The 18092-nt window shown below is 74.5% G+C and carries 18 protein-coding genes and 1 tRNA gene; 10 read left to right on the top strand and 9 right to left on the bottom strand.

Features of this window, described 5'->3' with window-relative positions; all coding sequences use genetic code 11:
* Both AA75_RS47855 and AA75_RS25065 read left to right on the top strand, forming a co-directional pair.
* Positions 1-893: ATP-binding cassette domain-containing protein (locus tag AA75_RS47855; protein ID WP_033822488.1), on the top strand; the 893-nt coding region annotated here is incomplete at its 5' end.
* Positions 890-1765, top strand: coding sequence for an ECF transporter S component (locus tag AA75_RS25065; RefSeq protein WP_051813283.1), 876 nt, complete (start codon positions 890-892; stop codon positions 1763-1765). The genes AA75_RS47855 and AA75_RS25065, both read left to right, overlap by 4 nt.
* Positions 1766-1850: 85 nt before the next feature.
* Here AA75_RS25065 and AA75_RS25060 read toward each other — a convergent pair whose 3' ends face one another.
* The gene (locus AA75_RS25060; RefSeq protein ID WP_033822487.1) at positions 1851-2183 is read right to left on the bottom strand and encodes an antibiotic biosynthesis monooxygenase; all 333 of its coding nucleotides are present in this window, start codon (positions 2181-2183) and stop codon (positions 1851-1853) included.
* Between the two features lie 122 nt (positions 2184-2305).
* Between AA75_RS25060 and AA75_RS25055 the strand changes: the two genes are divergently transcribed.
* On the top strand, positions 2306-2599 hold the full coding sequence (locus AA75_RS25055) for a DUF2087 domain-containing protein (protein WP_051813281.1): 294 nt from the start codon (positions 2306-2308) through the stop codon (positions 2597-2599).
* A gap of 51 nt (positions 2600-2650) precedes the next feature.
* On the opposite strand, the gene AA75_RS25050 is transcribed toward AA75_RS25055, so the two are convergent.
* The gene (locus AA75_RS25050; RefSeq protein ID WP_033822486.1) at positions 2651-3142 is read right to left on the bottom strand and encodes a DUF1772 domain-containing protein; all 492 of its coding nucleotides are present in this window, start codon (positions 3140-3142) and stop codon (positions 2651-2653) included.
* A 94-nt stretch (positions 3143-3236) separates the two neighbouring features.
* On the opposite strand from AA75_RS25050, the gene AA75_RS25045 reads away from it, so the two are divergent.
* The 3 genes from AA75_RS25045 to AA75_RS25035 all read left to right on the top strand — a co-directional run bounded on the left by AA75_RS25045 (position 3237) and on the right by AA75_RS25035 (position 6211).
* A complete protein-coding gene (locus tag AA75_RS25045; RefSeq protein WP_033822485.1) occupies positions 3237-4166 on the top strand; it encodes an AraC family transcriptional regulator in 930 nt (309 codons plus the stop codon).
* Positions 4167-4226: 60 nt separating this feature from the next.
* Positions 4227-5000, top strand: a complete 774-nt coding sequence (locus tag AA75_RS25040; protein ID WP_033822484.1) for a hypothetical protein — start codon at positions 4227-4229, stop codon at positions 4998-5000.
* Positions 5001-5146: 146 nt separating this feature from the next.
* Positions 5147-6211, top strand: coding sequence for a peptidoglycan-binding protein (locus AA75_RS25035; protein ID WP_051813279.1), 1065 nt, complete (start codon positions 5147-5149; stop codon positions 6209-6211).
* 45 nt (positions 6212-6256) lie between these two features.
* Here AA75_RS25035 and AA75_RS25030 read toward each other — a convergent pair whose 3' ends face one another.
* The 3 genes from AA75_RS25030 to AA75_RS25020 form a co-directional block, all read right to left on the bottom strand.
* Positions 6257-6841 (bottom strand): TMEM165/GDT1 family protein, encoded by a 585-nt coding sequence (locus tag AA75_RS25030; protein ID WP_033822483.1) that lies wholly within the window; start codon positions 6839-6841, stop codon positions 6257-6259.
* Between the two features lie 210 nt (positions 6842-7051).
* A complete protein-coding gene (locus tag AA75_RS25025) occupies positions 7052-7819 on the bottom strand; it encodes an ABC transporter permease (RefSeq protein WP_233289179.1) in 768 nt (255 codons plus the stop codon).
* 3 nt (positions 7820-7822) lie between these two features.
* A complete protein-coding gene (locus AA75_RS25020) occupies positions 7823-9436 on the bottom strand; it encodes a dolichyl-phosphate-mannose--protein mannosyltransferase (RefSeq protein ID WP_082526813.1) in 1614 nt (537 codons plus the stop codon).
* Positions 9437-9611: 175 nt separating this feature from the next.
* Here AA75_RS25020 and AA75_RS25015 point away from each other — a divergent pair.
* Positions 9612-9685, top strand: a tRNA-Met gene (locus AA75_RS25015).
* Between the two features lie 129 nt (positions 9686-9814).
* The gene (locus AA75_RS25010; protein ID WP_051813277.1) at positions 9815-10873 is read left to right on the top strand and encodes a MerR family transcriptional regulator; all 1059 of its coding nucleotides are present in this window, start codon (positions 9815-9817) and stop codon (positions 10871-10873) included.
* Positions 10874-11106: 233 nt separating this feature from the next.
* Here the strand turns inward: AA75_RS25010 and AA75_RS25005 are convergent, their stop codons facing one another.
* Both AA75_RS25005 and AA75_RS25000 read right to left on the bottom strand, forming a co-directional pair.
* Complete coding sequence (locus tag AA75_RS25005; RefSeq protein WP_033822482.1) at positions 11107-12489, bottom strand: FAD-binding oxidoreductase; 1383 nt, start codon at positions 12487-12489, stop codon at positions 11107-11109.
* A gap of 123 nt (positions 12490-12612) precedes the next feature.
* Positions 12613-13920, bottom strand: a complete 1308-nt coding sequence (locus AA75_RS25000; protein ID WP_233289178.1) for an MFS transporter — start codon at positions 13918-13920, stop codon at positions 12613-12615.
* 148 nt (positions 13921-14068) lie between these two features.
* Here AA75_RS25000 and AA75_RS24995 point away from each other — a divergent pair, with 148 nt between their 5' ends.
* A complete protein-coding gene (locus tag AA75_RS24995; protein ID WP_033822500.1) occupies positions 14069-14629 on the top strand; it encodes a MarR family winged helix-turn-helix transcriptional regulator in 561 nt (186 codons plus the stop codon).
* Between the two features lie 100 nt (positions 14630-14729).
* Here the strand turns inward: AA75_RS24995 and AA75_RS24990 are convergent, their stop codons facing one another.
* Both AA75_RS24990 and AA75_RS24985 read right to left on the bottom strand, forming a co-directional pair.
* Positions 14730-16538, bottom strand: a complete 1809-nt coding sequence (locus AA75_RS24990; protein WP_033822481.1) for a glycosyl hydrolase family 18 protein — start codon at positions 16536-16538, stop codon at positions 14730-14732.
* 309 nt (positions 16539-16847) lie between these two features.
* Complete coding sequence (locus AA75_RS24985; RefSeq protein ID WP_199520407.1) at positions 16848-17426, bottom strand: hypothetical protein; 579 nt, start codon at positions 17424-17426, stop codon at positions 16848-16850.
* A 229-nt stretch (positions 17427-17655) separates the two neighbouring features.
* Here AA75_RS24985 and AA75_RS52365 point away from each other — a divergent pair, with 229 nt between their 5' ends.
* Complete coding sequence (locus AA75_RS52365; RefSeq protein ID WP_033822498.1) at positions 17656-18030, top strand: BlaI/MecI/CopY family transcriptional regulator; 375 nt, start codon at positions 17656-17658, stop codon at positions 18028-18030.
* Positions 18031-18092 lie beyond the last annotated feature (62 nt).

Here is an 18092-nt window from a genome sequence, read left to right as displayed (position 1 = left end):
TGGTCGCCCCCGGCCGGGCGGCCGGCTGGTCGCCGCTGCCGCTGTCGGTCCGCGACGCCCGCCGCAAGGCCGCCCCGCTGCGGACCCGGCTGGCCGGCCACTCCCCCGCTCCCGCGGCGCCCGCCACGGGCGAACCGGTCGCCGAGACCGTACGGCTGGCGGTCCGGCGCGGGCCGGTGGCGGCGCTGCGCGGCGTCGACCTCGCGCTGCGGCCCGGCGAGATCACCGCCCTGATGGGCCGCAACGGCGCCGGCAAGTCCACCCTGCTGGGCAGCCTGGTCGGCCTGCACCGGCCGGGCTCGGGCACCGTCCGGGTCGGCGGCCTGGAACCGCACCGCACCGCGCCCAAGCAGCTGGTGCGGCGGATCGGGCTGGTTCCGCAGGACCCGCGCGACCTGCTGTTCGGCGAGAGCGTCGGCGCCGAGTGCGCCGCCGCCGACCAGGACGCGGAGGCCGCCGCCGGCAGCTGCCGCGCGCTGGTCGCCCGGCTGCTGCCCGGCATCGACGACGAGCTGCACCCGCGCGACCTGTCCGAGGGCCAGCGGCTCACCCTCGCGCTGGCCGTGGTGCTCACCGCCCGGCCTCCGGTGATCCTGCTGGACGAGCCCACCCGCGGCCTGGACTACGCCGCCAAGGGCCGGCTGGTCGAGGTGGTGCGCGAACTCGCCGCGGACGGCCACGCCGTCCTGCTCGCCACCCACGACGTCGAGCTGGCGGCCGAACTGGCCCACCGTACGGTGGTGCTGGCCGAGGGCGAGATCGTCGCGGACGGACCGACACCCGAAGTCGTGGTCGCCTCGCCGACCTTCGCCCCGCAGGTCGCCAAGGTGCTCGCGGTGCCCGGCTTCCTGACGGTCCGCCAGGTCACCGAGGCCCTGGCGGCGTCCTCGTGACCCGCCCGCCCGACCGCCCCGCGCCGCCCGACCGCCGGCTGCTGCTGGGGCGCCCGGTCCCGCTCGGCCGGCGCTCGCTGGCCGTGCTCGGCCTGGTCTCGCTGATCGGCGTGGCCGGCTTCGGCTGGCCGCTGCTGGCCGCCACCGACTCCGCGCTGGTCGGCCACTCCACCGACGCGCCCTGGCTGTTCGCGCTGCTGATGCCGCTGCTGCTGGGCGTGGTGCTGGCGCAGATCGCGGAGGGCCGGGAGGCCGGCGGCGGGCCCGGACTGGAGGCCAAGTCGGTGGCGCTGCTCGGGGTGCTGGCCGCCGCGGGGGCCGCGCTGCGGCCGCTCGGCGCGGGCACCGCGGGCCTGGAACCGATGTTCTTCCTGATGGTGCTGGCCGGGCGGGCGCTCGGGCCCGGCTTCGGCTTCGTCCTCGGCGCCGTCACGCTGTTCGCCTCCGCGCTGCTGACCGGCGGGGTCGGGCCCTGGCTGCCGTTCCAGATGCTCGCGATGGGCTGGGTCAGCCTGGGCGCCGGCCTGCTGCCCGGCGCCGCCACCCTGCGCGGACGCGCCGAACTCACCATGCTGGCCTGCTACGGGGCGCTCGCCTCGATCGCGTACGGGACCGTGATGAACCTCCAGGGCTGGCCCTACATCGCCGGCCTCGGCAGCTCCGTCGCCTTCGTCCCCGGCGACCCGGTCACCGACAACCTGGTCCGCTTCGCGGTGTACTGCCTCACCACCTCGCTCGGCTGGGACCTGCCGCGCGCCGCACTCACCGCCGTGCTGTGCCTGACCGTCGGCGGCCCGGTGCTGCGCGCCCTGCGGCGGGCCACCCGCCGGGCGGCGTTCGGCACCCCGGTCGAGTTCCGCGAGAACGGCTGACGCCCGGCCCCGGGGGCCAGGGGCCGGGCGTCGGGGACCGGGCGTCGGGGACCGGGCGTCGGGGGGCCGGGCGTCAGTGCGCGGGTCAGCCCTTCGGGCCGGCGGACTGCACCACCTCGAACGACCACAGCGTCGAGTCCGAGGCCGCCGGGCGCTTCGGCGCCTCGCCCGCCCCGGCCGGCGGGCCCTGACGGTGCGCCGCCTGCATCGGCCCCTCCATCCACGCCTTGAAGTGCTCCTCGCTGGCCCACCGGGTGTACACCAGGTACTGCTCGGTGCCCTCCACCGGCCGCAGCAGCTCGAACCACTCGAACCCGTCCGAGTTCTCCACCGCCCCGGCCCGCGCGGCGAACCGCTTCTCCAGCGTCTCCCGCATCTCCGCCGGGACCGTCAGCACATTGATCTTCACGATGCTCATGACCCCATCCTGCCCCACCCACGGCGCCCGCCCGCGCGGCGCCGGGCCAAAATCGGGTGACCCGCGGGGGTACGGCATGGCAGCGTCCAAGGCAGCGATCCACCGACCCGGAGGCAGTACCCATGACCGAGGACCGACCCGACCGACCCCAGCGACCCGAGCCGGCCGGCGCGGTGGCCGCGCTCTTCTCGCGCGGCCGGCTGACCGCGATCCCCCGCCGGGCCGCCCGGCGCGAGCAGTTGCTGGCCCACCTCACCGAGACCCTGTTCGAGCCCGGCCGCTCGTACACCGAACAGGAGGTCAACGAGGCACTGCGCACGGTGCACGACGACTGCTCGGCGCTGCGCCGCTACCTGGTGGAGGACGGCCGGCTGGAGCGTCCGCGCGACGGCAGCAGCTACCGCCGGACCGCCTGAGGGCGGGGGCGGCCGGCCGCGATCAGGCGGCGGAGCCGCGCCCGGTCAGGGTCAACGCCCGGTCAGGGTCAACGCCCGGGCCAGGCACGCGAACGCGGCGGTGCCGGCCAGCGCGCGGACCACGTTCCAGCGCACCCAGACCTGCTCGAAGTCGGCCCGCACCGCGGCGAGATCGATCCCGCCGCCCGGGTCGCCGGCCGCTGCGAGGCGGTTGTTGAGGGGCACGTTGACCGTCACCGTGACGACCAGCAGGACCGCGTAGAGCGCCGTGGCGGCCAGCACCCACCACTGCGCCGTCCCGCCGCCGCCCCGGAACTGCAGCACCGCCGCGGCGACCAGCAGCACCATCGCGCCGGCGAAGGAGAGCGCGAACCAGCCGTTCAGGATGGCCACGTTGATCCGCTGCATCGCCTCGACGAAGGTCCGGTCGTCCGCCCGTGCCAGGCCCGGCATCACCGAGCAGGCGTAGCTGTAGAAGAGTCCCGCGCTGAGCCCGGTGGCCACGGTGGCCGCGACCAGGGTCGCCGTTCGAAGTACCGTCATGCCCGCAAGTCAACCGCCGGGGCCCGGGGGGCGGCCATGGCCGGGACGCTCGGCCGCATGCGTGCGCGTCCAGGCCGGTCCTAAGCTGGGCCCCGTGGACGCACTCGCCGCTCTGCTCGCGGGGCCGCGGGCCCAGGGCGCCTTCCTGCTCCGGTCCGTGTTCGATCCGCCGTGGTCGGTGCGGATCGAGGACGAGGCGCCGCTGACCGTGCTGACACCGGTGCGCGGCGAGGTCTGGGTGGTGCCCGACGAGGGCCCGGCCGTCGAACTGCACCCCGGTGACCTGGCCGTCGCCCGCGGCCCGCAGCCGTACACCGTCGCGGACCGGCCGGACCGGCCGCCGCGGGTGGTGATCCACCCGGGCCAGCGCTCGACCACCCCGGAGGGGGTGGAGCTGTGCGCGGACATGGACCTCGGTGTCCGGGCCTGGGGCGACGGCCCGGGCGGGTCGACGGTTCTGCTGAGCGGCACGTACCAGCTGCGCGGTGAGGTGAGCGGGCGGTTGCTGCGGGCCCTTCCCCTGCTGCTGGTGCTGGACCGCGCGCAGTGGTCCTCGCCGCTGGTGCCGCTGCTGGAGGAGGAGATCGGCCGGGACGGCCCCGGCCAGGACGTGGTACTCGACCGGCTGCTCGACCTGCTGCTGAGCTCCGCCCTGCGGGCCTGGTTCGCCCGTCCCGAGGCGCGGGCCCCCGGCTGGTACCGGGCGCAGGGCGACCCGGTGGTCGGCCGGGCGCTGGAGCTGCTGCACACCGACCCGGCCGCCGGGTGGACGGTGGCGGGACTGGCCGACGCTGCCGGGGTCTCCCGGGCCGCGCTGGCCCGGCGGTTCGCCGAGCTGGTGGGCGAGCCGCCGATGGCGTACCTGACCGGTCTGCGGCTCGCCCTCGCCGCGGACCTGCTGCGGGAACCGGACGCCACGCTGGCGGCGGTCGCCCGGCGGGTCGGCTACGGCAGTGCGTTCGCGCTGAGCGCCGCCTTCAAGCGGGTGAACGGCGTCAGCCCGCAGCGTTTCAGGGCCGGCTGACGGACCGTCGGACCGGCCTGCTAGCCTCCGGCGGAGATCGACACCGTCCGGGGGGATGTCATGGGGACGCGCACGGGTACGGGGCTGCGCGCGGCGGCCGGGGCGGCTGCGGCCTGCTCGGTCCTGGCGCTCGCGCTGTCCGGCTGTGGCGGCGGCGACCGGGCACCGGACCCGCCGGCCTCCGGCGCGGCGCTGTCGCCCTACGAGAGCGTCGACCGGGCCGCGCAGGCGCTGCGGAAGGCGCAGTCGCTGACCGTGACCCACCTGGGGAAGGCCAAGGGCCGGAACGTCGAGATCCGGATCTCGCTGGACCGCCACGGTGCGTGCACCGGGCGCACCGCCGTGCGGGGCTCCGGCACCTACGAGTTCCTGGCGGTCGGCGACCGCCGCTGGATCAAGCCGGACAGCGGGTCGCTGCCGTCGCTCGGCGGCGGGGCGGGCGGCCGGGCGCTGCCCCCCGGCGTGGCCGGGCACTACCTGGCCGTCCCGCCGGGTGACCAGAAGCTCTGGGCCCCCTTCGCCCAGCTGTGCGACCTGGACAGGCTGCTGGCACAGTACGACAGCCTGTCCTCGGGCCTCGGGGTGCTCACCCGGACCGGCACCGACCGGATCGACGGCGTGCAGGCCGTCAAGTACCACAGTGCGGCCGCCGTGGACTCGGACATCTACGTCGCCGCCGAGGGCACGCCGTACCCGGTGAAGATCGAGACGCTGACCGGCGACGGCGCGGGCACGGTCTGGTTCGGCGGCTTTGACCGGCCGGTGGAGGTGTCCGCACCGCCGGCCGAGCTGGTGATGGACCCCTCGAAGCTCCCCTCGACGGACTCCGCCTGACACCGGATCGACACCGATCGTTCACAACGTTCGTATCGTCATCAACCGGGACAATGACTGCCGGAGCGGGCGAACGAGCCTGTGCACACCCGGCAACCTCCTGCATAATCGGGCCCGTTCACACCCGACCCGAGGAGGACCGGCCCATGCCGGCAGAGCACTGCCACCGGTGCGGAGCGGCCCGTACCGCAGGCGGCTGCGCGTGCGCCTCCCCGGTCGAGGAGACCGTGGTGCTCCCGCACATCGAGGGCCCGCCGCTGGTACGGCCGTACGTTCCGGCGGCCGTCGGCTACGAACCACCGGCGGCGGCCGACCCGTTCGCCACCGCGCTGCTGCCGCAGGCCGCGGACGGACCCGGGCAGCACGCGCACGCACAGGCACAGGCACAGGCACAGGCACAGGCACAGGCACAGCAGGAGCCGTACCGGTACGGCGGCAACCACGGCGGGAACCAGGAGACGGCGCTGCTGCCGCCGGTCCCGTCGGCGCCGCCCGCCGGGCCGGAGCCCGTCCACCGGTACGGGCAGCCGCAGCAGGACCGGACCGGCCGGTCCGACCTCGGCTCGTACCAGGTGCTCGCCCCCGCCGGGGCGTCCGCTCCGGGCGGTGGGCGGGGCACCGCCGGCCGCCGCCGGGCCGTGGTGGTCGGTGCGGGTCTGGGCATCGTGGCGCTGGGCGCCGGGCTGGCGATGGCGCTCGCCCCCTCGGACGGCGGGAAGTCCTCGGACCAGGCGCTGCCGCTGCCGAGCGTGTCCTCCCCCGAGCAGGCCGCGCCCCCGGTGGCCCCGAGCCCCTCGGCGTCCCCGAGCGCCTCCCCCAGCCAGAAGGCCTCGCCCTCGGCGAGTGCGTCCAAGGCGGCCACCAGCAAGCCGCCGGCCAGCCCGTCCGCCACCGCGCCGAGCGTCCCGCCGAGCCCGACGGCCTCCGCCTCCCCGACGGCGCCGCCGAGCCCGACGGCGCCCACCCCGACCATCACGGTCCGGGCGATGCTGCAGCAGGGCGACAAGGGCCCGGACGTCAGCGCCATGCAGCAGCGGCTGGCGGACGTCCTGTACTGGGCGTACGACGACTCGCTGGTCACCGGCACCTTCGACGGCCGCACCAAGCAGGCCGTCAGCTACTTCCAGTCCGTGTACGGGCAGAACATCCCGTCGGGTGAGCGCGGCAAGTACGGGCCGGTGACCCGCGGCCAGCTGGAGGCGATGGGCTGATCCGGCCCGCCGGGGCGGGCCCCGGCCGGCCAGGCCGGGCCGAGGTCAGCCGACCACGGCCTTGACCAGGCTGAACGCGCCCATCAGCAGCATCACACCGGCCGCCACCCGGATGATCACCCGCATCGGAACGTGCTTCAGCAGCTTCTGCCCGCCCAGGATGGCGATGCCGCTGACGGCGCACAGCGCCAGCCAGGCACCGAGGCCGACGGACAGCGGGTCGGCGTACTTGGCGGCCAGGTTGGCGGTCATGATCTGGGTGAGGTCGCCGAACTCGGCGACCGCGACCACCGCGAAGCTCGCCCCGGCCACCTTCCAGAAGCTGCCGGAGGACGGCTGCCTGGCCTCCTGGCCGTCGTCCTCCTCGTCCTTGTGCCACAGCAGCATCGCCGCGCCGGCCAGGAAGAGCAGTCCGGTGACGCCCTCGACCCAGCGCTGCGGGAGCAGGGCGAGCAGGCTGCCGGCCGCCAGTGCGAGGCCGACCTGGAGGGCGAAGGCGGCGGCGATGCCCGCGAAGACGTAGGAGGCGCGGTACTTGGTCCCGAGGACCAGGCTGGCCAGCGCGGTCTTGTCGGGGAGTTCGGCGAGGAAGATGATGCCGAAGGTGACGGCGGCAACGGTCAGACTCATCGGGGTGTCGGTCGTCTCTCGGTCGGGCTGCCCGGCCGGAGAGCTCCGCGAGGGGACGCTTCGGCCCGACAGCACTGGAATGATCACAGGACTGCGGCCGAAGGTCTCGCCAACACCCCGGAGTGCGGGTGTCCCGGGCGCCGGGCCCGCGAGCGGGCCAGTATGTCGACGTTCCGGTGGAGGGCTACTCCCCTTCAACAGTCGCCCAGCCTACCCCACGGCCCCGACCGGATCCGGGGTGAGCCGGCCCCGCCCGACCAGTTCCAGCACCGCGACCACCGCGACCGACTCCACCAGGAGCAGCGCGACCAGCACGAACAGCTGCACCGCCCCGGCCTGGACCGGCGTCGCGCCGCCCAGCAGCATCCCGACGAACGCGCCGGGCAGGGTGACCAGCCCGACCGTCCTGGTCTGGTCGAGCGCCGGTACCAGCGAGGTCGCCGCGGCCGCCCGGCAGATCTCCAGCCGGGCGTCCCGGTCCTCGAAGCCCAGCGCCAGGGCCGCCTCCACCTCTCCGTGCCGGGTGCGCAGCTCGTCCATCGCCCGCCGGCCGGACAGCGAGGTGGCGCTCAGCGCGCCGCCGATCAGGATGCCCGCCACCGGGACCACCGCCAGGCCCCGGTGCGGCAGCAGCCCGGTGCCGAGCAGCAGGACCAGGACCGGCAGCACCCCGGCGGTGATCGGTACCGCCGCCCAGACCCAGCCCGGGCCGGCGGTGATCCGCCGGCCCGCGGTGCGCACCGCGACGCCGAGCATCAGCAGCACGAAGGCGGCGGTGGCCCACAACGAGCCCACCACCCAGGCAATCACCAGGGCCACCGCGCCGAGCTGGACCGCCGCCCGCAGCCCGGCCCGCAGCACCGCCCGGCCGTGGCCGAGCCGTCCCCATCCGGCGACGGCCACCGCCCCGGCCAGCAGGACCGCGCAGACCACCCCGAGCAGCGGGGTGACCGGGAGCAGCTGGGCCGGCGCCGCCACCGGTCAGACCCAGCTGGTGAACCACATCCGGTCCCGCCAGTCCGACATGGGGATCACCTCCGCCGTGTACAGGGGGTAGAAGAAGACGAAGCAGGCCATGACGGCCAGCACGACCGCCCCGGCGCCGGCCGCACCCCAGCGGCGGCGCACCGGCGAGGCGCCGGGCGGGCCGAGCAGCGCGCCGAGCATCTGCGCCACCGCCAGGCACAGGAACGGCACCAGCACCACCATGTAGAACGAGAAGGTGGTCCGGGCCTGGTACTGGAACCACGGCAGGTAGATGCCGGCGACGGCGGCCAGCACCGCGCCCGAGCGCCAGTCCCGCCGGAACAACCACCGCCACAGCGCGTACACCAGGGCGAAGCAGGCGGCCCACCACAGCACCGGGGTGCCGAGGCCGAGGATCTGGCTGGCGCAGCCCTCCGGCGCGGTGCAGCCGCCCTGGCCCTGGGGGAGCTGCTGCCAGTACATCGACACCGGGCGGCCCTGGACCAGCCAGCTCCAGGCGTTGGACTGGTACGAGTGCGGGTCGGAGAGGCCGGTGTTGAAGTCGTACATCTGTGCGTGGTAGTGCCACAGGCTGCGCAGCGGCGCGGGCACCCAGGTCATCGGGATCTGCGGCAGCGGGATGTCGACGACCGGGGTGCGGGGCATCGACAGGCCGGCCCGGCCGTCCGCCCAGTGCCGGTCGTAGCCGCCGCCGGTGGCGAACCAGCCGGTCCAGCTCGCCAGGTAGACCACCAGCGCGGCGCCGACCGTGGAGAGCAGCCCCCACGGCGCGTCCCGGCGCAGCATCGAGCGCCAGGGGCGGTACGCACCGGCCCGGCGGCGGCCCGCCTGGTCCCACAGCAGGGTGAGCACGGTGAACGCCAGCACGATGTACAGGCCGTTCCACTTCACCGCGCAGGTGCAGCCGAGCAGCACACCGGCGCCCAGCCGCCAGGGCCGCAGGCCGTGCCGGACCTGGTCGCCGGCCCGGCCGCCCTCTGCCCGGGCGGCGCGCAGCCGCTCCCGGGTGCGGTCCCGGTCGACCAGCAGGCAGCCGAAGGCGCCGAGGACGAAGAACATCTGGACGCCGTCCAGCAGCCCGACCCGGCTGAGCACGAACTGCAGGCCGTCCACCGACATCAGCAGCGCCGCGGTACAGCCGAGCAGGGTGGAGGAGAACAGCCGGCGGCCGATCCTGGCCAGCATCAGCACGGTGACCGTCCCGAGCAGCGCGACCATGACCCGCCAGCCGAAGGGGTGCAGCCCGAACACCCACTCGCCGAGCGAGACGACCCACTTGCCGAGCGGCGGATGGGCGATGAACTCCGGGTCGGTGGAGAGCGGGATCCGCTGCGGCACGCCGAGGACCAGGTCGTTGGCGTCCTTGGGCCAGGTTCCCTCGTAGCCCTGCCGCAGCAGGGACCAGGCGTCCTTGGGGTAGTAGGTCTCGTCGAAGACGAAGGCGTTCGGCTTGTCGAGGTTCCAGAACCGCAGCAGCCCGGCGAACAGCGCCACCGCCAGCGGGCCGAGCCAGCCGGAGTGCCGGACCGCCCACGGGGCCGGCCCGCCCGGCGCCGGGGCGGGAGCCTGGACGGGGGCAGGAGTGTCGGTGACTGCCGCGTGCGCCATGACCTCGCCGGTTCGATCGGTGGGTCCGGCTGACGGGGACGCCGGCCGGGCCTGACACTGTGTCGCCTCGGGGAGATCCTAGCCCGCCGGTGGCGGGCGGCCCGGTGATCCGCCGCCCTCGTGCGGAAAGCGATTTCGCTTTGGGCGCCGCGTGCCGTAAGGTCGTGTTCACCGACGCGGGGTGGAGCAGCTCGGTAGCTCGCTGGGCTCATAACCCAGAGGTCGCAGGTTCAAATCCTGTCCCCGCTACTCAGTAGCACGAAGGCCCGGCAGACCAGTCTGCCGGGCCTTCGGCATATCCCGGACCGGCCCGGGCGGCCGGCGCGGCTTGACCCTCGACCTGGTCGAGGGCCCAGTGTTCCCGGTGTGGAGAGCGGCATGCGCAGTATCGGTGAGATGGCCCGGGACAGCGGGCTGAGCGTCAGCGCGCTGCGCTTCTACGACGGCGCCGGGGTGCTCTGCCCGGCCCGGGTGGACCCGCGCACGGGCTACCGCTGGTACGCGCCGCAGCAACTGCCCGACGCCCGGCTGCTGGCCCGGCTGCGCCGGGTCGGGATGCCGCTGGCCGACGTCCGGCGGGTGCTGGACGGCGGGCCGCAGGCGGCCGGACAGGCCGTCGAGGCCCACCTGCGCAGGCTGGAGGACGGCCTGGCGGACGCCCGCCGTGAGCTCTCCGCAGTCCGGACACTGATCGAGCTGAGGGAGACACCGATGGGACCGATCCGACTGACCGTGCCGGCCGCCGCGCTGGCGGCCGCGCTGGACGCCGTACGCTTCGCGGCGGCGCCGGGCCGGGAGCACCCGGCGGTCGCCGGAGTGCTGTTCGAGACCTCCGGCGGGCTGCTGCACCTGGTGGCCACCGACCGCTACCGGCTGGCACTCTCGCAGGCCCCGGTGGCCGGGCAGGACGGTCCGGAGCTGAGCGTGATCGTGCCGACGGCGCTGGCCGACGAGGTGCGCGCACTGCTGGCGGGCTCCGCCGGGGCGGCCGGGCTGGTGCTGGACGGCGAACAGCTGACCGTCACGGTGGACGGCCGCTCGGTGAGCGGGGAGCGGATCGACCAGGACTACCCGGACTACCGGGCGCTGGTGCGGCTGGAGACGACCCACCGGGTCGCGACGGACGCGGACCGGCTGCGCCGGGCGCTGGCCGAGGGGCCGGTGCGCCCCGCCCGGCGCGGCCAGGACGGTGCCGACTACCCGGTGTCGGTGCTGGCGGTGGACGCCGGGGGTGCGCTGAGCGTGGCCGCCGACCCGGGCGGTGCCGCGGCGGGCGACCTGCGGGTGCTGGTCAACCGCGACTTCCTGCTGGAGGCGGTGGCGGCGGGCGGCTCCGGACAGCTCGTACTCGAGTTCGGCGGCCCGATCGCGCCGCTGGCGATCCGGTTCGCGGACCGCGAGGGCACCTTCTCACTCCTGATGCCGACCGCCCCCTGACCCCCACCCGGGCCGGAAGGCACCCCCATCCCAAGCGCCGCCCCTCGCAGTCCCGTCCCCCTCCCGCCCGGGCCGGGCAGCGGCTGTGGCGGCGGGGCAGGCCCCCGCCCGGGCCGCCGGCCGGAAGGCACCCCACCCTCCCCCATGCGACGCCCGCGCACCGGCGCCGCGCGCAGCCCGTCGCAGGCCCCTTCCCCTCCCGCCCGGGCCGGGCAGCGGCTGTGGCGGCGGGGTCAGGCCGGGACGATGTTGTGGTTGAGGTGGAAGGTGTTGTCCGGGTCGTACTCGCCCTTGACCGCGGCCAGCCTGCGGGCGTTGCGCTCGCCGAGACCGGCGCGTCTGCGCTCCTCGCCCTCGTCCCCGATGAAGTTGAGGTAGACCGCGCCGACCGACCAGGGCCTGAGGTCCGTGCACACCGCGCGGGCCCAGGCCCGGCCGCGGGCGTCGTCGGCCGGGTCCTCCCACAGGCCGAAGGGGTGGACGGCCCAGGGCGCGGAGCGCCAGGGCACCGGGAAGTCGTCGCGGCCGGCGGCCACCGCCCCGCCGAGCGGGAACAGCACGTGCTGGGACGGCGACGGCGTGACCATGTCCCGCGCTCGCGCGCAGAACAGGTCCGCCGCCTGGTCGGGGAAGCCTGCCAGGTACTCCGCCGACCAGTAGTTCCGGTACCCCGGGGGGTCGTCGAGCATGCACTGCACGTCCGCGTAGGGCAGCTCGGCGATCACTTCGGCCCGGTGGTCGAGCCCGAGCAGCGGTTCGAAGACCGGCTGGGCCTGGCCGAGGCCGCCGGTGTAGGTGAGCAGGACGCCGACGGCGAGCCGGCCGACCAGGTCGGGCGGGACGAACGGTTCCGGTGGCGCGGTGAGGTAGAGCAGGGCGCCGCCGACCTCGTCCGGGGCGTCGTCCAGGTAGTCCCGGTAGCGGCGCACCACCTCGGGTCCGGCCTCGGCGGGCCACAGCAGCAGGGCGATGGCGAAGGCGGGCAGCGGGTGCAGGCCGAAGGTGAACGAGGTGACCACGCCGAAGTTCCCGCCGCCGCCGTGCAGGGCCCAGAACAGCTCGGGGTGCTGCTGCTCGTCGGCGCGGACCCGGCGGCTGTCCGCGGTGACCAGGTCGGCCGAGAGCAGGTTGTCGCACATCAGCCCGAACCGGCGTTCCAGCCAGCCGGAGCCGCCCCCCAGGGTGAGGCCGCCGACGCCGGTGGTGGAGGCCCGGCCGCCGGTGGTGGCCAGGCCGTACGGCTGGGTGGCCCGGTCGAGGTCGGCCATGGTGGCCCCGCCGCCGACCCGGGCGGTGCCGGCCTGCGGGTCCACCTGGATTGAGTTCATCCGGCGCAGGTCGACCACCAGCCCGCCCTCGGCGACGGCGGCGCCGGTCACCCCGTGGCCGCCGCCGCGGACCGACAGCTCGAGCCCGTGCGAACGGGCGAAGGCGACGGCCGAGGCGACGTCACGGGGGTCGGCGCACTGCGCGATCACCGCCGGTCTGCGGTCGACCATGCCGTTGAAGACGGCCCGCGCCTCGTCGTAGCCGCTGTCGCCGGGCCCGATGACGTCCCCCAGCAGTCCGGACCGCAGGGCGGCCGGGCCACCGGAGTCGAGCACGTCGGAAGTCATGCTTCGCCCCTCTCCGGGACGGGGACCACTCCGACGTTACCGAGCGTAGTCCCGTCCCGGGAGGGGCCGCACCCGGAGCGGGTGCGGCCCGGATCCGGCCGGGCGGCCGTCCGCGGCGCCCGGTCAGGCGGCGGTCTGCAGCTCCCGGACCGGCTGCTGAGCGACCGTCAGGACCCGGACGTTGTCCTGGGCCGGGGTGAGGTGCCCGCGCAGCCGCACCGACAGCGCGACGATCAGCAGGGTGCAGGCGGCCATCGCGGCCAGGTACAGCGGCCAGGTACCGGAGCCGACCAGCAGCACGCCGACCGCGGGGCCGACCGCGACGGCGATCTGCTTCACCAGCGCGTAACCGGCGTTGTAGGTGCCGAGCAGCCGGCTCGGGGCCAGGTCGGCGACGATCGGGCCGAGGGTCGGCGCCAGCAGCGACTCGCCGACGCCGAACAGCGCGTAGATGGCGACGATGGCGGCCGTGGCGGCCGCCGCCTCGGTCCGGATCAGCCCGGCCACCAGGGCCATCGCCCAGGCGGCCAGCCAGACCACGCCGGCTGCGGCCATCGCGGTGGTGCGGCGGCGGCGCTCGGTGATCCGCACCACGAACATCTGCAGCACCACGATGGTCAGCGCGTTGGCGCCGATCGCCACGCCCAGGGTGGACGGCGCGGTGCCGACGGTGTCGGTGGCGAACGCCGCCACACCGGACTCGAACTGTCCGTAGCAGGTGAAGAAGATCAGCCCGGCCAGCAGGCACAGCCGCAGCATCGCCTTGTCCCGGACCAGCGCGCGCAGGCCGGTGGGGGCGTCCCGGCGGACCGGCCCGCTCTCCTCGGCCGCGGCGGCCGGGATCCGGGCGGTGCCGGTGACGGCGGCCAGGCCCAGGAAGGTGAGCGCCTCGATGGTGAACAGCCGGGTCAGGCTGGCCGGGTCGGCGACGTCCACGATCTGCCCGCCGACCAGCGCGCCGATGCCCATGCCCAGGTTGACCAGGGTGAACTGGAGCGCGAAGGCCCGGGCCCGGCCGGCCTTGGCCGAGCTGCGCACGATCATGGTGGCGAGGGCCGGCTGGCAGGTGGTGACACCGGCGCCGAACAGGAAGGACGCCACCAGCAGGGTCGGCGTGGTGGTGGCCTGCCCGAACGAGAAGGCGCCGACGGCGGCCAGCGCGGCGCCGGCCAGCAGCACCGGGCGCGGCCCGTACCGGTCGATGCCGCGGCCGGTGAACGGCAGCACGGCCAGCGCGGCCAGTGCGAAGAGGGTGAACACCATCCCCGCGGCGAGCGAGCCGAGCCCGCGCACCTGGTCCACGTAGACGAACATGTACGGCATCGTGAAGCCGCTGCCGAACGCGCTGAGCGCGTTGCCGATCTGGACGCGGCGCAGCGGGCCGCCCGCCCCGTACCGCTGCTGCCTCTGCTGCTTCACCGTGCCGGTCACCGTGCACACCCCTTCGCTTGAGACTTCGGACCTGTCGTGTTTAGGCCGGAAGATTTAAGAGCTAAACTTTAGACCTGAACTCTATGCATCGAAAGGTTGAGACGTCAAAGGCTTAACGACTGCAGGATTGCGTGGGACAATGGTCCGCATGAGCGCACGCAGACCCGCGCCGCCGGACGACGGCGAGCTGGGCATCGCCGAGCAGGTGGCCGTCTACCAGCGGGAATTCCCGACGGTGGACCCCCAGGTGGAGACCATCGTGTCCACCCTCTCCCGGCTCGCCCGCAGGATGAACGTGGCCTACAGCCGGCAGCTGGCTGTGCTCGGAATCACGTCCGCCGAGTGGGAGGTGCTCAAGGCGCTGGTCATCTCCGGCAGCCCGTACCGGCTCGGGCCCGGCGAGCTGGCCAAGCGGCTCGGCCTGACCCCGGCCGCGATGACCCACCGGATCGACCGCATGGTCACCGACGGCCTGGTCACCCGCGACCGGGACGAGACCAACCGGGTCCGGGTGATCATCGAGCTGACCGAGGACGGCCGCGACAAGTGGCTGGAGCTCATGCGGATGGCCGCCGTCTTCGAGGCCGACCTGCTCCAGGACATCACCCCCGAGGAGCGCCCGGCCCTGTCCGCCATGCTCGGCCGGATGCTCCGCCGCATCGAGGTGACCCAGCCCGACGCCCTCGGCCGAACCGAGGACCTGGACTGACCCACCCCGGGCACGGCAACCGGGCCGTCCGCCCGCGGACGTGCGGAGCGCCCGGCCGGGAGGTCCCGGCCGGGCGCTCTGTTGCGGGCTGGTCAGTGGTTCAGCAGGCGCCGTTGTCGGTCCACACGCCCCACTGGCCGCTGAGCGTGGGGTCCTCGTTGGTGGTCCACCACTTGTTGGTGTAGTTGTGGCCCTTCCAGCTGACCTTGGTGCCGGCCGTGGCGTACACGGTGGCGGCGTTCCAGCTCGGCGCGGTGCAGGTGCCGGGCGTGGTCGGCGAGCTCGACGGGGAGGCCGAGGTCGACGGCGAGGAGGACGGCGAGGCCGAGGTCGACGGGGAGGCCGAGGCGCTCGGCGAGGCCGAGGTGGCGGACGGCGACGGGCTGCTCGGGGCCGCCGGGCAGTCGGCCGCGGAGCCGTTGGTCGCGGTCACCATCTTGTCGAACAGGGCGGTCTTGGTGCCCATGTCGTACAGCGAGAAGGCGAACGAACCGCCGAGGCCGTTGCAGTGCGCGTAGTCGACCTTGGCCTGGATCGACTTGGCGTCCTCACCGCTCCAGAAGGTGGTGCCGTCGTAGAAGTAGGTGGCCTTCGCCTGGTCGTCCCAGAAGGTCTTGGACGCGTTGTCGACGAAGCCCGCGAGCTCCTTGTACATCTGGATGCCGGGGACGCTGCCGGACATCGCCGCGCCGGCGGCCGGGCCGGTCGCGCTCTGGAACAGGCCGTTCTTGCCGTTGTTGGGCACGCCGGTCCAGCCGCGGTAGTAGAACGGGATGCCCATGTTGATCTTGTTGGCGGGGAAGCCGCCCGCGATGCCGTACTGCGGGTCGCCGACGGTCCAGGCCTTGATGGCCGCGTCGATCGAGTACTTGCCGGTGCCGCCCGGGATCGGCGTCATCGGGTCGTTCGGGCCGGAGTAGAGCGGCGCCTGGTGGTTGGTCGGGCCCTGCGCCTCCCAACCGCCGTGCATGTCGTAGGTCATGACGTCCAGGAAGGTCAGGTACTGGCCGACCTTGTCCGTCTCGATGTTCTTGATCTTGTCCTGGCCGGCGCCGACCGCCGCGGCGAGCGCGTAGGTCTTGTGGTCGGCCGCGCCCTGGGCGTCGAGCTGGGTGCGGAACTCGGCCAGCAGCTTGGTGAAGTTCTGCTTGTCGCTCGCGCTCTCGTGGTTGCCGAGGTGGCCGCCGCCGCCCGGGTACTCCCAGTCGATGTCGATGCCGTCGAAGATCCCGGCCGCCGAGCCCGCGCCGCCGTACCCGGCGTCGACGGGCAGGTTGCCCTTGATGAACATGTCGAGGCAGGAGGAGACCAGCTTCTTGCGCGAGGCGTCGGTGGCGGCCGCGTCGGAGAAGTACTTGGAGTAGGTCCAGCCGCCGATCGACAGCAGCACCTTGAGGTTGGGGTTCTTCGCCTTCAGCTTCTTCAGCTGGTTGAAGTTGCCCGCGATGGGCTGGCCCCAGGCGTCCGCCACCCCGTCGACCGAGATGTCCGCGCCGAAGCTCTTCTGGTAGTCCGCGAACGCGTCCGCCGCGCCGTCACCGGCGTTGGGGTTGTTCTCGTCCTGGGAGGCGGCCTTGGTCGCCTCGAAACACGACAGCGTGGTCGGGTTGATGTTGGCGAAGTCGTAGATCAGGTAGTCCAGCTTCCCGGCCACGCCGGTGTCCTGGATGGTCTTCGGGTAGTACGCGTTGCCGTAGATCGACCACTGGTCGAAGTAGGCGACCTTGATGCCGCCGCTGGTCGCGGGGGCACCGGTGGAGTTGGTCGGCGCGGCCTGGGCGGTGGTACCCGAGGTCAGGGCGAGGGCGGTACCGAGGAGGGCGGAGGCGGCGGTGCCGGCCACCAGAGCCGTCAGGCTCTTGGACCGCCGCCGGCCCTGCGGCCGGGGGGCGGGAACGGAACGATGCATGGCTGCGTGACTCCTGGTCGTGGGGGATCCCGCCACGCCCCGCGGGTGCGACGCTCCGGGGTGGGGCCGTGGCGTCAGGGGCATGACAGTGGAATCGAACGGGGCCTTCGTACTGCGTCAACGGGTGGAGCGGGTGGACGGGCGCCCGGATAAGCCGAACCGGCGCCGGAGGTCCAGGACCTCCGGCGCCGGCCCAGGGGCTCCCTGCACCTGGGCATAAAAATGGACTAGACCAACTCCCCCGTCAAGACCACCACTTGCCCCTTGAGCCGCCCTTAAGGTTGGGCATCCCCGGGACCACGCGCCGGGTCAGTACCGCAGCGCGGAGGCGACCTCCGCCTTGACCGTCCCCGACAGCGTCCGGTTGGTGGTCGCGGTCGCCTGCGCGGTACCGCCGGCCGTCACCTCCGGCACGCTCACCAGCACCACGTCCAGCAGGTTGCCGCTGGCGTCGTTGAAGTTGACCTGCACCGTGTACTGGTAGCCCTGGGAACCGGTGTTCTTCACGGTGATCGGCGCCTGGAGGTGGCCGTCGGAGGCCGAGGTGACCGAGCCGAGCGAGATGTCACTCTTGGCGTCCAGCCCGCCCTTGACGCTCGCCAGCGCCGAGGACGCGGCGGCCGCCGCCGAGGACACGGCGGAGCCCGCCGCCGAAGCCGCCGCGGAGCCCGCGCCGGAGGCGAGGCTCTGGGCCGCCGACCCCGCGGCCGAGGCGGCCGCCGACAGCCCGGACTGCAGCGCCGAGGACACCGTCGGCGACGGGTTCGTGCTCGAGGAGCAGGCCGACAGTGCGGCTCCGCCCACCAGCGCGGCCACCACCGCCACCGCGGTCACCGTGCCCCGCCGCCCTGTCCCGCTCCCACGACCCGGCACGATCCGACGCTCCATGACCACTCCTCACTCGGCTGGCCCCCGCCCACCACCCTTGGCCCGCCCCTGGTCACCGGCCACCCGGCAGAGCGGTTCGGGTGAGCGCCGGCCACCGCGGACCCGGCCCACCCCGGGCCACCCGGGCCCGGCGGGCGCATACCATGACGCGGACGGCCGGGGCGGCCCGGCAGGCGACGGAAGAGGTACCGCGGTGGCGCGCAAGCTCGGCGAGCTGGAGGCGGAGATCATGGACCGGCTCTGGGGCTGGGGCCGCCCGGCCACCGTCCGCGAGGTGGTGGACGACCTCAACCTGCACCGCCCGGTCGCGTACACCACCGTGCTCACCGTCGCCGACATCCTGCACACCAAGGGGCTGCTGAGCCGGGAGAAGTCCGGCCGGGCCTGGGTCTACGCGCCCACCCGCAGCCGTGAGTCCTACACCGCCGAGCTGATGCGCGAGGCCCTCGGCGGCACCCCGGACACCCCCGCCGCGCTGGCCCGGTTCGTCGAGCAGATCTCCCCCGCGGAGCTCGCCGCGCTGCGGGCCGCGCTGGCCGGACTGGCGGACGGCGGGCCCGGTACGGACGGGCCCGCGGACGGCGGCGCCGGGGCCCGGCCGTGACCGCCGCCCTGCTGCTGGCCGCCTGGGCCGTCACCGTCGCGGCCGTGCTGCCGCGGCGGCTG

Source organism: Kitasatospora sp. MBT63 (genome assembly GCF_000710465.2).
In the GTDB taxonomy this organism is placed as follows: Bacteria; Actinomycetota; Actinomycetes; order Streptomycetales; family Streptomycetaceae; genus Kitasatospora.
This window is presented reverse-complemented; position numbering and strand designations above follow the sequence as displayed.

What these genes read in the sequence shown, in the direction of transcription:
- AA75_RS25060 (WP_033822487.1), bottom strand. Translation starts at nt 2,183, where the DNA reads ATGAGCATCGTGAAGATCAATGTGCTGACGGTCCCGGCGGAGATGCGG.
- AA75_RS25055 (WP_051813281.1), top strand. Translation starts at nt 2,306, where the DNA reads ATGACCGAGGACCGACCCGACCGACCCCAGCGACCCGAGCCGGCCGGC.
- AA75_RS25050 (WP_033822486.1), bottom strand. Translation starts at nt 3,142, where the DNA reads ATGACGGTACTTCGAACGGCGACCCTGGTCGCGGCCACCGTGGCCACC.
- AA75_RS25040 (WP_033822484.1), top strand. Translation starts at nt 4,227, where the DNA reads ATGGGGACGCGCACGGGTACGGGGCTGCGCGCGGCGGCCGGGGCGGCT.
- AA75_RS25035 (WP_051813279.1), top strand. Translation starts at nt 5,147, where the DNA reads ATGCCGGCAGAGCACTGCCACCGGTGCGGAGCGGCCCGTACCGCAGGC.
- AA75_RS25030 (WP_033822483.1), bottom strand. Translation starts at nt 6,841, where the DNA reads ATGAGTCTGACCGTTGCCGCCGTCACCTTCGGCATCATCTTCCTCGCC.
- AA75_RS25020 (WP_082526813.1), bottom strand. Translation starts at nt 9,436, where the DNA reads ATGGCGCACGCGGCAGTCACCGACACTCCTGCCCCCGTCCAGGCTCCC.
- AA75_RS25010 (WP_051813277.1), top strand. Translation starts at nt 9,815, where the DNA reads ATGCGCAGTATCGGTGAGATGGCCCGGGACAGCGGGCTGAGCGTCAGC.
- AA75_RS25005 (WP_033822482.1), bottom strand. Translation starts at nt 12,489, where the DNA reads ATGACTTCCGACGTGCTCGACTCCGGTGGCCCGGCCGCCCTGCGGTCC.
- AA75_RS24995 (WP_033822500.1), top strand. Translation starts at nt 14,069, where the DNA reads ATGAGCGCACGCAGACCCGCGCCGCCGGACGACGGCGAGCTGGGCATC.
- AA75_RS24990 (WP_033822481.1), bottom strand. Translation starts at nt 16,538, where the DNA reads ATGCATCGTTCCGTTCCCGCCCCCCGGCCGCAGGGCCGGCGGCGGTCC.
- AA75_RS24985 (WP_199520407.1), bottom strand. Translation starts at nt 17,426, where the DNA reads ATGGAGCGTCGGATCGTGCCGGGTCGTGGGAGCGGGACAGGGCGGCGG.
- AA75_RS52365 (WP_033822498.1), top strand. Translation starts at nt 17,656, where the DNA reads ATGGACCGGCTCTGGGGCTGGGGCCGCCCGGCCACCGTCCGCGAGGTG.